Genomic DNA, 14,547 nt, shown 5'->3' with positions numbered 1-14,547 from the left:
AAACCTCTCTTATACGGCAGTTTCAATCATGGAGTTTTGATGACAAATTGCCATCATCATCATTAATTTTTCCTCTGTCGCATCATCACCTAAAATTTCGCCTGTCATCCGCCCTTCACTTAAAGTAATGATCCGATCTGAAATCGCCATCACTTCAGGCAAATCAGAGGAAATAACGATCACGGCCACCCCTTTCTTAGCCATTTCAAAAATAACCTGATGCACTTCAGATTTAGTACCTACATCAATACCTCGTGTAGGTTCATCAACAATCAATACCTTCGGGGACATCGCCATACAACGAGCAAGGATCACTTTTTGTTGATTCCCGCCTGACAATTTACGCACTTCTTGTTCACTACTTGCCATTTTAATTTGTAAGGCTTGTTTATAACTTTCTATTAATGCATTTTCTTTATTGGTATCAACCATCCAACCCATTTTTAATAACTGGGATAAACCTGATAAGGACAAGTTATAACGAATCGATAACCCTAAAGCTGCACCTTCTTTTTTGCGATCTTCAGGAACTAAGGCAATCCCTTTATCTAACGCATGCATAGGCGTTGTTGGCTGGTAAGGTTGCCCATCAAGGGTAAACTCTCCTGATGTATATTTGTCAGCACCAAATAAGCAACGAGCAACTTCTGTTCTCCCTGCCCCCATTAACCCAGCAATACCTAAAATTTCCCCTTCATGAACATCAAAGTTAATGTCATGTAATGCAATACCATGCGGGTCGAGAGGAGGTTTTTCTTTATATAAATGCTTAACGGACAAGCGAATAGGTTTGTCTCGATGATAGGTTTCGCTCGCAGGACGTCGTTCAAAAATAACATTACGACCCACCATCATACGAATAATCTCTTGTACTGATGTGTCAGCAACATTCCCTGAGCCTGTATATCGCCCATCTTGGAATACCGTAAACTTGTCACAAATTTGAAAAACTTCATGTAAACGGTGAGTGACATAAATAACGCTAACACCTCGATGTTTTAATTCTCTGACGACACGATGTAAGCTTTCTACCTCAACATCACTTAATGCCGCTGAGGGTTCATCCATCACAATTAATTTAGCATTCAGTGTTAATGCTCTCGCAATTTCTATCATTTGCTGCTGTGCAACGCTTAAACGTGCGACTTGCGTGGTGGGTGAAATGGCTAGCTGCAAATAATCAAGAATGACTTTTGCTTCTTGATTAAGTACTTTTTCATTCACCATCCAGCGCATTTTTAGCGCCTCTCGCCCCAAAAACATATTTTCAGCAACTGTCATATTGGGCAGTAAATTAAATTCTTGGTAAATCGTGATGATCCCTTTTTGCTGGCGAACAACAGGAGAATCTGTTAATGAGAGTATTTCGCCATTAAACCAAATATCACCGCTAGTTTGTGGTTGAGCACCCGCTAAAGCCTTTAAAAACGTTGATTTACCTGCCCCATTTTCTCCTAATAAAGCGTGTACTTCCCCTGGCATCACGGTCATTTGAGCTTGGCTCAATGCCCAAATTCCTGAAAAGCTTTTCGCTAAATTGGTAATTTTAAGTAGTGGCTCTGACATAAAAACTCCTTTTCAGGAAATCAGGGATTTACTGCTAAAGAGGGATAACCATCTGCTCCCTCTTTAGCCCCTGAAATTATTTCAATTCACCGATACGTTCTGCTTGGTCTAGGTTGTCTTTACTGATAATGGTCGGGGCGTAATCAGCGCCTGTAATTTCTTTTTTATCGCGGATATTATCCACTAGTTGTCCCATCGCCATTTTCACCGCATAACCTGCTCGTTGATCGGCAGTCACCGCCATCCAACCTTCTTTAATTCGGCCTAGCGCTTCAGGACCTGCATCAAAACCAGTAACGAGTACTTCTCCTGGTTTAAAGCCTTGCGCACTCAATGCCTCAATTGCCCCTAATGCCATATCATCGTTAGCAGATAAGATCACGTCGGGTTTTTTAGGTAATGAAGGTAGTAAACTTTCAGTGATACGCATCCCTTCCGCTCGCATCCAGTTACCATTTTGATCAGCAACTAAACGGTATTTAGTACCACCTTCTTTTAAGCTATCTCGAATACCTTTAGTACGTTCAATATTTGAGGATGAACCAGGCTGACCCGTAATTAAAATAAGATCCGCTCCATCAGGAAATTGCTGTTTAACATATTCAGCAATGGCATAACCGCCTTTGTAATTATTGGCACCGAAGTGTGGGACTGGTTTTTGTGCATTGATCGTTCTATCAAGTGTCACGACAGGAAGACCCGCGTTTTGAATTTCAACTACCGCATCAGCAATAGCATTAACATCATTTGGTGAAACAATAAAACCTTGAGCACCACGTGTAATCGCATTCTCAATATCGGCGACTTGTTTCGGTGAACTGCCTTGGCCGTCTAAAACTTGAATATTAACATCAAGCTCTTTGGCTGTTTTTACCGCAGATTTTTGCATATGAACTTCAAATGGGCTCGCCAATGTTGGTGGACTAAAAACGATCTGTTCATTTTTTGCCATCGCCTGCGTCGTTAGCCCAAGAACAGCAACCAGCGCGGTTAATTTCATGATTTTCTTCATTTTGCCCTTCCCACTGATTATAGATGTGTGTTGTGTAGATTTTCGCCATCCGTTAACAAGGCGATAACATAGATATACAACAATGAAACATATATTCCAATTTTTGTTATATGAAAATTTTATTTTTGTTGAGCTGATAACGAAAACAGCGAGAAAGTGCTTAAAAAGTGTTAGATGGGTCACGATTTTCTCTGAGGGAGCGAACCATAGGAGATGATTGACGATAAAAATTTACTTCATACTTTCAATTTTAATGATGATTGAAATTTTCATTTTATTTCTGAACGAATTGATTTCTAGAACGAGTTGATATAGCAATAGTTACAATTACATTAATAAATTAAGAATGACTCTTAAATAATTTACTTATTATTTTTTTATTTTTCTATAGTATATCGACAAGTCAATTGGATTGATTAAATAGCCAGAGCTAATAAATAAAAAGGAATTATATGTTAGTTTGTACAGTTTGTATTTGCCAAAACCAGCAATCAAGTATTCTGCCTTCAACTGTTGTTGATAATAGTCATTCACAATCACTTATAAATTTGCAAAATGATAGAATAAATAATGGTCAGCTGAATGAAATATGGCAATATTTGCTGGAGCATCACACCGTGCTCAAAACATTAGATTTATTATTAAATAACCAAAATTTAAGTAAAAATACTGATAAGGAAAACAAACACTACAGTGCATTGATGCTAGAATATAAAAAAGAAATTGGAAAGTTATTTTATTTTAATACCAGTGAGTTCCCAAGCGATATTCAAGGAGAGCTTAAAGGAAATGTATTCTATGCTCAAAGTAGTATTATTCCAGCAGCTTACCATATAGATGATGATCAGCATCCTCATCTTGTTGCTGATCGTAAAACACTAGTCATTTTTAAGCCACATATAAAAATTGAAAATAATGGAAATTTAGAGCTAAAAATACTTAATAAAGATGATGAAGAGATATACTCCGCTAAATTAGCTCCCCCATCAGAGCTACCGAGATTACCTAACAATAAGAGTGATTTTATTGAACTAACACCAGACGATTTTTTTATACCAACTATTTTTGATGCTGATATTAACTCACCTGATCTAGTTAATCAAATATCTAAAGATCCATCTTATTTAAATCAGTTCTTAACTCAAAACACAACAATAAACTTAAACATACATGAAACAAGCTCACCATTTTTTCTATCATTTGATTCTTTAGCTAAGCATCCAAATAAAAAAATCATTTTTAATATTAAGAATAATGTTGATGCTAAAATAAAATACAATAATAAACTCATCAAAATGGCTAATGATCGGTCAATTGTTATAGTAAGTGATGCAGACGGTAATTGGCATACTCGTGAAGATGCTCGTTTATCTCAGCATTATAAACATGCATTAAACCATTATTCACAAAATAAAATTCCTACCTCTTTTGATATAAAGCTTGATACTAATGATAAAATTAACAAATATTCTAAAAACACAGAGTATTTTCATGAAATTCTGAATAAAAATAATTTAATAAAAATTTCAACTGGAGATGGATATTGGGCAAAAAACTTTCACTTCCCCAATGAAAAAAAATATGCAAACAAAAAAATACTCTTTTCATCACAAGCTTCCTTTCATAGCGATATCACTTATGACGATAATAAAATCAGAGTTTCTACTGGTGAGGAGCAATTATTGGTCAGCGATAACAATGGAGTATGGTCAATAGCAAATAATAGATATAAAGACCCTACTGACTATTCAAAACCTGATTCATTTGATATAAAAATAGACAATAATGAACAAATTCAGAAAATTTCTAAGAGTACAGAGCACTTAAATAAAATAATTTCCATAAATGATAGTATATCTATATCCACTTCTGATGGGAATTGGGCCTCAACCTTTATCCTAGATACAAACCCTAAATTTGCTAATAAGAAAATCTACTTTTCATCTTCTGCCAGTTATAATAGTGATATTTATTATGGTGATAAAAAAATCACGATAAAAACTAACCAAAGTAAACTGTTCGTCTCGGATAAATTTGGTTTTTGGCGCACAATTGAAGATGAAGCATTAATTTCTACTGAAGAAGAAATACAATATATTGAAAATGGTTGGTCTACCATTATTCCTAAAAGTCATATTAAACCAGAAATAAAATTGAGCTTTCACTATAAAAATAAGCAAGGCTCATTACCTACAATTAAAGTTGGAGCACCGTCCTCTTTATTACTGCATACTATTGATATTGGTATGTTAACACCCTATCGAGATAAACTCAGATTCCAAGATGATCCTGAATTACACCGCCAACTTTTACAGCAACTCCCCACCAGTCGATTAATAGTGACTAAATATAAACCTGTTCAACTCAATGAAGTTGTTTTACCAAATGGTACCCGCTATACACAAAAATCCGCTGATAGCGGTGGAGGACACAGTGGTGATATGCGAGAACAGATTGCTAAAGATCTCATCTCTGATGGTATTAACTTAGCGAATTATGGTATCAATTCCTCAGCACCGAATGAAAATAGTTATTTACCTACGCCGCAAATAACGATTCACAATGCTATTGGTAACTATAACAATGGTGTTCAAGTACATGGCTGGTCAGGTGGATCGGGTAAAGCGACACTTTATGAGTCCACTGGAAACGAATTTAGCCATGAATTAGGTCATAATTTTCAAATCGGACACTACCATAAAGGATTTCATGGTGGCGTACATGCACATGCTAATCATAAAAACTCAACATGGGGATGGGATGCTGATAAGAATATTTTTATTCCCAATTTTGAAAAAGAGAAAAAAAATGAATTAGTCTATCTAGACGATAGAAACACAACCAATCAACCCACGGCTCATCCCTATAAAAAACACACCATGTCTAAAGATGCGATGTCAGGTGGAAAACCTTATGACCCATCTATTAATGCATTTACCCTTTATACACCCGCTACAATGCAATCAATTCAACAATATTTTGAAAATCATATTGAATTTAATCAAGATTCGCCAACCGGTTATAAAAAATGGGATCCTAAAACGCAGAAAATGGAAGACTATGAACTTAGCCTAAATATTGCAAAATTGAGTATTAAGATTAAGAACGGAACCAATATTGAACAAAATGATCTAAATTATTTTTTTAATAAAAACGATTATTTAAAAATTCATAGCTATAATAGCCATTATACACCTAATATTTATATCCCTGATGCCACAGAGAAAAATAAAGGTAATATTATCGAGGTCTTTAGAGAATCCGACTATAACATGAAAATTCATATTAATAGTGATAAAATAAATATTAAACATGGTGAAAAATTATACTTTAAATCTAATGGGCAATCATGGGAGCAATTATCAAAGGTCATTCATAGCAAAAAACCATATAAACAAGGTATTCCTGTCGTTACCCTAATTGGATATTATGACCCTGAAAATCAACTACAACATTTTATTGCCCCCGCATTAGAAGGCTCGTATGGAATGGTTTATCATCCAGATGCAGAAAACCAACAAGGCGCATTTTTACGCATAACACTCGCCAATGGGCAAATTAATGATTATAAACTTAATCAATCTAGGGCGGTTAATAATAAAATGAATAAATTTCATATTAATATTGAACGTAAGCTGTCCCCAATAAAAGCAGAATTATTCATTAAAGGAAAATCTATTTTAACTCAAGAGATACAACTGGATAACGAAGAGCTCACAACCACAATAAATGGTATCACGCAGTAATTTTTTCTTACCCCTAGTATTCACTAGGGGTAACTGTAAAATTTCATTTCGCTATTGTTCAAACATAATTGTTTGCCATGCGAATATACGCATTAGTTCGATGACTTAACCAATGTGCACGTACGGCCTTTATCATCAGAAACGCGGTTATTGACCACATCGTCTTCAGCAATAGTGGCTAGATTAAATTCATTTTTTCCTCGTGCCCAGATCTGCATATTTTCGCCCACATAACGGGCACCACTGGCGGAAGGAACACTTTTAAGCACAATTAACTCATCGCTGTATAACATAGCTGCCGTGTTTTCATCTGGGAAAGAGACTTTTATTTTCTGGCCTTCACAGTTATAAGTATCCGTTTTTGCGGCATAAGCTGAAGATGCTGTGAGTGCGGATATCAGCGCTAACGTAGCAACCGAAATAACTTTACGCATACTTGCTCCTTGAATAAATTGGTTTAATTAAAATTCAACATAAGTATCATAGTAAAGATAGCACTTAGTATCATAATATTCTTCCTTAAATAGACCTTTTTTGTATAATCATTTTATGTCTTGAGTCATTGATAAGTAGTTACACTTACTTCTGAACTGATTAATGACTTATTCAAACAATGCTTTCCCTTGTACAACGGGATCATAATTAAGGAACATACATGAAAACAATCGGCTTAATTGGGGGAATGAGTTGGGAATCTACACTACTTTATTACAAACAACTTAATGAAGGTGTTAAGCAACAGCTCGGAGGTCTTCACTCTGCTAAGATTGTACTTTATAGCGTGGATTTTGCCGAAATTGAACATTTACAAGCAGCGGGACAATGGCAACTTGCCGGACAATTACTTGCACAGGTTGGTAAAAATATAGAGCAAGCAGGTGCTGATTTTATCGTCCTTTGCACCAACACCATGCACAAAGTTGCCGAGCAAATCGAGAATAATACTAATATCCCGTTACTGCACATTGCAGATGCCACTGGTGAACATATTGTTGCTGCTGGAATAAAAACAATTGGCTTACTAGGTACTGCTTTCACAATGGAGCAATCTTTCTATAAAAACCGCCTTCAGGAAAAATATAATTTATCTGTCCTCACACCTTCAGATGAGGATAGGAAGATCATTCATGATATTATTTATCAAGAACTGTGTTTAGGGAAAATTAATAATCATTCTAAAAAACAATATCAAAGAATTATGGCATCATTGGTGGAGCAAGGTGCTGAAGGGATTATCCTTGGATGCACTGAAATTACTCTTCTTGTTGGTCAATCTGATACCTCTGTACCACTATTTGATACAACAGCACTACATGCAAGTAAAGCTGTTGATATAGCCTTAAACAAAAAACAGAGATGAGTTTATAAACCTTTTTATATAACTCATAAAATTCTTTTATTACACAGTGACATGGGCTAAATATAATAAATATAGCTCATTAGATTCCACTATCATCAACATCCAATTGAGATCTTCTTTATGTGAGTATATTTACTTACAATTAAAATATGGAAGAGAAAATTTATGTAAACCCTCTAGTTTTAATATCTGTAAATATCTAAATTTGATATTTTTTAAGTTAACTTATCTTTTTTTTTATTATTTAATAAAGATTAAATTTCTTAGATATTAAATTTCAATTTTATTAACCCTATTTACCAGAAAATGACTATTGAATTACTTGTTTTATATCTGATAATAGTTATTACATTCTATACTTGGAATAAATACTCATGAAATCATCAAAATCTAGAGGTGTTTCTTTAGGTAAATATATTAAGCAGTTACGTACTTCTCGGAATATTTCGACAACGGCTATGGCTGCTGCATTAAAAATACCTGAAAGTAATTATATTCAATACGAATCAGGTACTCTTTCAATTTATGTGGAACACTTAGTGATTATTGCTAGTCTCCTTGATGTCGATATCATCTATTTATTAGAAGCATTTGAAAATCCTAAAAAAGATATTTGGATCTGAGTAAATTCGCTAGCATCAGTGTGTTCCACATAAACATTTAGCTCTACCAACCTCGATGCATGTTTCTAACTAAAAATAATGCGCCTTCCACCGTTAACCGTATCAAAAGGCACCTTCCTTCTGTTATCATGAGTTCCTTTTTGGTATTTTGCCGTAAATTTGTGCGCTTTAACTTAGTCGCTCTGAGAGTTACCATGAGTATAGGCGCCTTCAGGACAATTTATCATCAGTTAATTTATTTATCAGCAACGGTATAGAACAGTAGAAAATGAACGCACAGAAAGAACAATATAACTTTAATAAGTTACAAAAAAGATTACGCCGCGATGTAGGGCAAGCTATTGCCGATTTCAACATGATCGAAGACGGCGATCGCATTATGGTCTGCTTGTCTGGCGGTAAAGATAGCTATACTCTACTTTCTATCCTACAAAGTTTGCAAAAAAGTGCGCCTATCTCTTTCTCTCTGATTGCCGTCAATTTAGATCAAAAACAGCCTGGTTTTCCTGAACATATTCTTCCTGAGTATCTCGATAAACTGGGTGTTGAGTATAAAATAGTTGAAGAAAACACCTATGGGATTGTCAAAGAAAAAATTCCTGAAGGAAAAACCACTTGTTCATTGTGCTCTCGCCTACGCAGAGGGATTTTATATCGCACTGCCACTGAACTTGGTGCAACAAAAATCGCATTAGGCCATCACCGCGATGATATATTGCAAACCTTATTCCTAAATATGTTTTATGGCGGGAAATTAAAAGGTATGCCACCAAAACTAATGAGTGATGATGGCAAACATATTGTTATCCGCCCTCTTGCTTATTGTCGCGAAAAAGATATTGAGCGTTATTCACAAGCAAAAGCGTTCCCGATTATCCCTTGTAACCTTTGTGGTTCACAACCTAACTTGCAACGTCAGGTGATCAAAGATTTACTGCGCGATTGGGATAAGCGCTACCCTGGACGTATCGAAACGATGTTTAGAGCGACACAAAATGTTGTACCATCACACTTATGCGATACTGAACTGTTCGATTTTAAAAATGTATCTCACGGCGGTGAAGTGATTAATGGTGGCGACCTTGCCTTTGATCGTGAAGATATCCCTACACAGGTTGAAATTGATGAAGATGACAGACCTGAATTTATGGCTGCGCGTTTAGATATCATCGAAGTGAAATAATTTTATTGCCACCTTCTGGTGGCATATACTGAAAATGACTTGTAAAGACGGCTAGGCGACACGTAACTATCGCTCACCATACCTGAGCCCAAAGCGCTGCAACTTGAAGTCTAATGAGTCTATTTTGAATGCAAAAAAAAGCCGATGTGATATATACATCGGCATTACAGTGGTCAATTATTCTGTATAAGAACTCAATATGAGAAAAACTACAATTATGGAGCACAACGTTCATCGCTCAACGTTGCATTCACCTGCGGAACTAATAGTGCCTTAAAACGACGTGCTTTTTATTGATTTACCTCAAAAGAGATAAGGTTAGTCGTAATAACTTATTTTTAAAGCCAACGGCTACGTCTCAACCACCAGAAAACCGTACCAATGAGCGCAGCAAGTAAAAAACAAAATACACTGAAAGCAAATCGGAACTCATTACCGGGGATCCCCCCTAAATTGACCCCAAACAACCCAGTCAAAAATGTAGTTGGCAAGAAAATCATAGCGAGTAATGACATGGTATAAATACGACGATTCATCATCTCAGTCATCATATTGGTAATTTCATCAGACATAATGGCCGTTCGAGATACAAAGCCGTCTAAATCTTCAATACAGCGCCCTAAACGATCAGAAATCTCCTGTAAACGCCTTCGGTCTGTTTCATCAAGCCACAATAATTTTTCTGTTGTCATACGCGCCAGCATATCCCTCTGCGGTGCCATATAACGACGGATCACAATGATTTGTTTGCGCAATAGTGCCAACTCACCACGCTCAGGGATTTCACCGTTTAAAATGAAGTCTTCCATTTCAATCAAACGTTCATGTAATGTATCCGTAAAATCGCTGATTTCATCAGTGATCGCATCTGCGACCGCTACCAGCCAATCACCTGTGCTTTCAGCGCCAACACCTTCTTGCAAATCGGTTATCACTGTATCCAGTGAATTCACTTTTCTGTGACGACTTGAGATGATTATACGCCCATTAATAAATACCCTGAATGCAACTAACTGTTCAGGCCTTTGGCCAACATTGGTATTTAGTGTTTGCAAGGTTAATAAAACACCATCACCAACTCTTAAGATGCGCCAACGCCCTGCATGGCCACAAAGTGCAGATTTGACCTGTTCATTAAATAATTCTGAGCCTTCGATCCATTTCTCACTATCCCGATTTTTATAATCATAATGTAACCAAAATGGATTTTGTTGTGTTGCACTTGCATTCACATCGAGAGGAAAAAAACCACCATCTCCATTTAACTGAAATGCATGTACAGGGCTAGAGCTCTGAAATAATGAACCATAGATCAGCGCCATGCTGCTGTCTCCTTCCATAAAAATATGTATTAGCTATAGCATAGAGGGAATATAACAGTAATATCAAGAAAACAACGGTATATTAAGAATTGTGCACTACCCGCTTTCAAATAACGTCATCGCCATTTTCGTTAAATAGCCATACGCAATTTGCCACAAACGAACAATAAATTAACATGCGATTGCATTAGTATCACTCAGGTAGTGTTTATTCCTTTTTTGGTCCTCCTTCTGACTCTCCAGCAGAAGGAGCTTTTTCGTGATGAAATGACAGTAGCCGATTAAATATAGACTTATCTTCCGTTGCAGCGCGGTGACCTTCACTTTTCGCCTACCTGCCTCTTCAAGTTCTCTGGAATATATAAACCAGAATGTTAATCAATGTGCTGTAATATAAAAACTATGGCTATAAGCAACATCTTCTGGGTTTTCAATTGGATAACCTTTTAGCCACGGTTTAATTAATCGTGCATTGGTATATTGGTAGATAGGTGCGATTGGTGCTTCTTGCGCAATAATCGCCTCAGCTTGGTTATAATAACGATTTCGTAAGTCTGCATTCGTTTCAATACTCGCTGACGCAATCACTTCATCGTAGCGTTTACTATTAAATTTTGGAATATTGCCATTATGTTGTGAAGTCAACAGTGATAAAAATGTTGATGGCTCATTAAAATCACCAATCCATGATGCTCTGATCACATCAAAATTACCGGTATTACGGCTGTCAATATACGTTTTCCATTCCTGATTAACTAATTTGACCTCAACACCAAGTTTTTTCTTCCACATTGAAGCAACAGCAATAGCAATTTTTTGATGATTTTCCGAGCTATTATATAACAGTACCAATTCTAATGGTTTATGAGGGCCATATCCTGCTGCTTGTAATAGTACTTTAGCCTGCTCATCTAGCTCTTTCTGGGTGTAACTTTCATAAATTCCTTTTTGTGGCTTAAAGCCATCAGTGACATCAGGGGTAAAGTGATTGGCAGGTTTCTCACCTGTGCCTAATACTTTTTTAGCAATGAGTTGACGATCAATTGCCATAGATAGCGCTTTGCGCACACGTACATCGTTAGTGGGTGCTCTTTGTGTATTAAATGCATAATAATAGGTTCCCAGCTGATCTGGCGTGAAAACCTCATTTGGAATATCAGCAAGTAACTTTTGATAACGCTGTTTCGGGAAGGATTCTGTGATATCCAAATCACCCGCTAAATAACGATTCGTCGCATGTGACTCTTGGTTAATCGGCACAAATGTCACTTTAGTGATCACCGTATTTGCATGATCCCAATAATACGGATTTGGTGTTAATACAATTTTTTCATTCACTACCCTATCAGAAAGGCTAAATGCACCATTTCCAACTAAATTGCCCACCTTAATCCAATCTGCACCGTACTTTTCAATTGTCTTTGCATGTACCGGAAATAAGCTAAAGTTAGCCGTTAAAGAAGGGAAATAAGGAACGGGTTTGTCTAACACAACTTTAAGGGTATGTTTGTCAAGGGCTTCAACACCAAGTTGTTCTGCGGGAAGCTTGCCATCGATAATTTGTTGTGCGTTATTGATCCCTGCTAACGCGCCAAACCAAGCAAACGGCGATGTATTTTCAGGTTTAACTAACCGACGCCAACTGTATACAAAATCCTCGGCTGTAACTGGTTCACCATTTGACCAACGTACATCAGGACGTAGTTTGAAAAGCCATGTTTTGTTATCTGTGGTGCTCCAACTTTGGGCAACTCCAGGTATTGGGCGACCATGGTTATCTTGATTAACTAAACCTTCAAACAAGTCACGCATTACCTGAGCTTCAGTTAAACCAACTGATTTAATTGGGTCTAATGATGCAGGTTCATCTTTTAGATGACGTGTAACTTCTTGATTTTTTGCAAGTACAGTACCGGCTGGGATCACCGCAGAGATAGCCGGAGCCGCGGTAAATATCGCTGTGAAAATAATCGCTAAAGATGAAAGTGAGCATTTATGCATTTTTGGAATTCTGTCTTATTAGCAAAAGAATCAGCTAAGTATTTCGTCACCGAGACAAAAATAAACTCAACCATGATAAAGATATTTTAAACAATAAAATACCTCAGCCGGAAGCTTTAGATCGTACGTCATACCTAGAGCTTTTTATACTCTATATAATTCGAGGTGCAGTTAGGCGACAAGTGAATGAGTCGTTAGGAGCATATTTAAGTATGTAAACAATGTGAATTGATATTAGTCACATACTCAACACAAGTTGCTGCAACTTGAAGTATAACGAGTTATAGGCATCATATTCGTTCATTGACCAAAAATCCATACAGTATCGATTAATCTGCATATTAATATCACTTGCAGGTTTATATTATCTAATTTGCATTTATTCACATCATATCAAGTTAGCTAGATCCCTTTAACTAATGAATAGTTTTCTTTATTCATTATTAGAAAATATTAATCAAATGATAGAATACATATTACCTTATCATTTGCACTTTCTCATGCATCATCAAGCGCTAACTAAGGTATAATAAAAACCGATAAAGCCAAATGGCACATATCAATAGGATTTAATATCCAAACTGGTCAAAAATCGCTATGTGGGGTTTAAACTAATATAAATGATGAGTTTTATCGCAACTCATTGCGAATTGATGTTAGTCTAATAACTTGCACGTTGACTCACTAATGGGAGAACATAAATTATGTCACAATCAGTAAAATTAAAAGGTAATGACGTCTCTGTTGACGGTGTATTTTTACAAGCAGGACAGCAAGCAAAAGCATTTACCTTAGTTGCTAAAGATCTTTCTGAAGCAACACTTGATAGCTACAAAGGTAAGCGTAAAGTGCTGAATATTTTCCCTAGTGTTGATACCGGTGTTTGCGCTGCATCAGTTCGTAAATTTAACCAATTGGCTAATGACTTAAGCAACACAGTTGTTCTTTGCATTTCAGCAGATTTACCTTTTGCACAAGCGCGCTTCTGCGGTGCCGAAGGTTTAGATAATGTTGTCACGCTATCTACTTTCCGTAACCCTGAGTTTGCTCATAACTACGGAGTAGCATTAACCAGCGGCCCATTGAAAGGTCTAACGGCGCGTTCAGTCGTGGTATTAGATGAAAATGACAACGTGATTTACAGCCAGTTAGTTCCTGAAATCACTGAAGAGCCTGATTACGACAAAGCACTTGCTGCACTGAAGTAATTTAGCTGAGCAGCCAGTTTTATACTGGCTGCTTATTGATGGCTTTAGTCAACATAAAGCCAATTTAATGTTTTATGATGTTTTGCGTTAACAACATTCGCGAATAGTTTATTATCACCCATCATGTTTACCAACGAGTGGGAGCAACAACTGAGGATCTTCATCGCCTGTTCTTTATCAACAGGGCAAGATGAGGTAAGAATATCGATAATCAGATCTCTCGGTTTATTACCATTTTTAACTAACGCTTCCCAAGTAAAGCGATGACGCTTTTCCAGATAACGGGCTGCTGCTCGATTCATTAAATAGAGCTCAGCAGCTGAAGCCGCAACCTCAAACATATCATTTTTATAGTGGCGCTGGTTGAGATAATTGCGCAGTTTAGTCGTAACAATAAAGTTAAGAGCGAATTGATCCATAGCAACTCCTTGCAGGCTCTTAAACAGCCTTGCGACATCGGTTATCATCAATCAAAACAAAGCGAAAATATGGATGTGCTAACTTCAGTATAGTGTGCTTTTTGTGC

11 protein-coding genes are annotated in these 14,547 nt (G+C 36.7%); 5 read left to right on the top strand and 6 right to left on the bottom strand.

Annotation, left to right across the window (positions count from 1 at the left end):
- Positions 1–9: 9 nt before the first annotated feature.
- Both SC428_RS04765 and SC428_RS04760 read right to left on the bottom strand, forming a co-directional pair.
- Positions 10–1,566, bottom strand: coding sequence for a sugar ABC transporter ATP-binding protein (locus SC428_RS04765; protein WP_318706111.1), 1,557 nt, complete (start codon positions 1,564–1,566; stop codon positions 10–12).
- Positions 1,567–1,642: 76 nt separating this feature from the next.
- Positions 1,643–2,566 (bottom strand): substrate-binding domain-containing protein, encoded by a 924-nt coding sequence (locus SC428_RS04760; protein WP_139158716.1) that lies wholly within the window; start codon positions 2,564–2,566, stop codon positions 1,643–1,645.
- A 464-nt stretch (positions 2,567–3,030) separates the two neighbouring features.
- Between SC428_RS04760 and SC428_RS04755 the strand changes: the two genes are divergently transcribed.
- A complete protein-coding gene (locus tag SC428_RS04755) occupies positions 3,031–6,324 on the top strand; it encodes a M66 family metalloprotease (protein ID WP_318706108.1) in 3,294 nt (1,097 codons plus the stop codon).
- A gap of 92 nt (positions 6,325–6,416) precedes the next feature.
- On the opposite strand, the gene SC428_RS04750 is transcribed toward SC428_RS04755, so the two are convergent.
- Positions 6,417–6,758, bottom strand: coding sequence for an MliC family protein (locus SC428_RS04750; RefSeq protein WP_272579726.1), 342 nt, complete (start codon positions 6,756–6,758; stop codon positions 6,417–6,419).
- 221 nt (positions 6,759–6,979) lie between these two features.
- Between SC428_RS04750 and SC428_RS04745 the strand changes: the two genes are divergently transcribed.
- The 3 genes from SC428_RS04745 (at position 6,980) to ttcA (ending at position 9,490) form a co-directional block, all read left to right on the top strand.
- Positions 6,980–7,684 carry an aspartate/glutamate racemase family protein gene (locus SC428_RS04745; RefSeq protein ID WP_318706105.1) on the top strand — a complete coding sequence of 235 codons (705 nt, stop codon included), beginning with the start codon at positions 6,980–6,982 and terminating at the stop codon, positions 7,682–7,684.
- Positions 7,685–8,058: 374 nt separating this feature from the next.
- The gene (locus SC428_RS04740) at positions 8,059–8,307 is read left to right on the top strand and encodes a helix-turn-helix domain-containing protein (protein WP_070929714.1); all 249 of its coding nucleotides are present in this window, start codon (positions 8,059–8,061) and stop codon (positions 8,305–8,307) included.
- Between the two features lie 268 nt (positions 8,308–8,575).
- Entirely contained in the window at positions 8,576–9,490 is a 915-nt protein-coding gene (gene ttcA / locus SC428_RS04735) for a tRNA 2-thiocytidine(32) synthetase TtcA (RefSeq protein ID WP_070929715.1), read from the top strand.
- 338 nt (positions 9,491–9,828) lie between these two features.
- On the opposite strand, the gene zntB is transcribed toward ttcA, so the two are convergent.
- Both zntB and SC428_RS04725 read right to left on the bottom strand, forming a co-directional pair.
- On the bottom strand, positions 9,829–10,812 hold the full coding sequence (gene zntB / locus SC428_RS04730) for a zinc transporter ZntB (protein WP_140179154.1): 984 nt from the start codon (positions 10,810–10,812) through the stop codon (positions 9,829–9,831).
- Positions 10,813–11,190: 378 nt separating this feature from the next.
- The gene (locus tag SC428_RS04725; RefSeq protein ID WP_318706101.1) at positions 11,191–12,813 is read right to left on the bottom strand and encodes a peptide ABC transporter substrate-binding protein; all 1,623 of its coding nucleotides are present in this window, start codon (positions 12,811–12,813) and stop codon (positions 11,191–11,193) included.
- Between the two features lie 704 nt (positions 12,814–13,517).
- On the opposite strand from SC428_RS04725, the gene tpx reads away from it, so the two are divergent.
- Complete coding sequence (gene tpx, locus SC428_RS04720; RefSeq protein ID WP_070929718.1) at positions 13,518–14,021, top strand: thiol peroxidase; 504 nt, start codon at positions 13,518–13,520, stop codon at positions 14,019–14,021.
- A gap of 44 nt (positions 14,022–14,065) precedes the next feature.
- Here tpx and SC428_RS04715 read toward each other — a convergent pair whose 3' ends face one another.
- A complete protein-coding gene (locus SC428_RS04715) occupies positions 14,066–14,440 on the bottom strand; it encodes an ATP-binding protein (protein WP_070929719.1) in 375 nt (124 codons plus the stop codon).
- Positions 14,441–14,547: the final 107 nt, after the last annotated feature.

Source organism: Providencia sp. 2023EL-00965 (genome assembly GCF_033550225.1).
Lineage (GTDB): Bacteria > Pseudomonadota > Gammaproteobacteria > Enterobacterales > Enterobacteriaceae > Providencia > Providencia manganoxydans.
The sequence above is the reverse complement of the archived record's forward strand: the minus strand, read 5'-3'. Positions and strand labels throughout refer to the sequence as shown.

What these genes read in the sequence shown, in the direction of transcription:
- SC428_RS04760 (WP_139158716.1), bottom strand. Translation starts at nt 2,566, where the DNA reads ATGAAATTAACCGCGCTGGTTGCTGTTCTTGGGCTAACGACGCAGGCG.
- SC428_RS04765 (WP_318706111.1), bottom strand. Translation starts at nt 1,566, where the DNA reads ATGTCAGAGCCACTACTTAAAATTACCAATTTAGCGAAAAGCTTTTCA.
- SC428_RS04725 (WP_318706101.1), bottom strand. Translation starts at nt 12,813, where the DNA reads ATGCATAAATGCTCACTTTCATCTTTAGCGATTATTTTCACAGCGATA.
- SC428_RS04745 (WP_318706105.1), top strand. Translation starts at nt 6,980, where the DNA reads ATGAAAACAATCGGCTTAATTGGGGGAATGAGTTGGGAATCTACACTA.
- SC428_RS04755 (WP_318706108.1), top strand. Translation starts at nt 3,031, where the DNA reads ATGTTAGTTTGTACAGTTTGTATTTGCCAAAACCAGCAATCAAGTATT.
- SC428_RS04740 (WP_070929714.1), top strand. Translation starts at nt 8,059, where the DNA reads ATGAAATCATCAAAATCTAGAGGTGTTTCTTTAGGTAAATATATTAAG.
- ttcA (WP_070929715.1), top strand. Translation starts at nt 8,576, where the DNA reads ATGAACGCACAGAAAGAACAATATAACTTTAATAAGTTACAAAAAAGA.
- tpx (WP_070929718.1), top strand. Translation starts at nt 13,518, where the DNA reads ATGTCACAATCAGTAAAATTAAAAGGTAATGACGTCTCTGTTGACGGT.
- SC428_RS04750 (WP_272579726.1), bottom strand. Translation starts at nt 6,758, where the DNA reads ATGCGTAAAGTTATTTCGGTTGCTACGTTAGCGCTGATATCCGCACTC.
- SC428_RS04715 (WP_070929719.1), bottom strand. Translation starts at nt 14,440, where the DNA reads ATGGATCAATTCGCTCTTAACTTTATTGTTACGACTAAACTGCGCAAT.
- zntB (WP_140179154.1), bottom strand. Translation starts at nt 10,812, where the DNA reads ATGGCGCTGATCTATGGTTCATTATTTCAGAGCTCTAGCCCTGTACAT.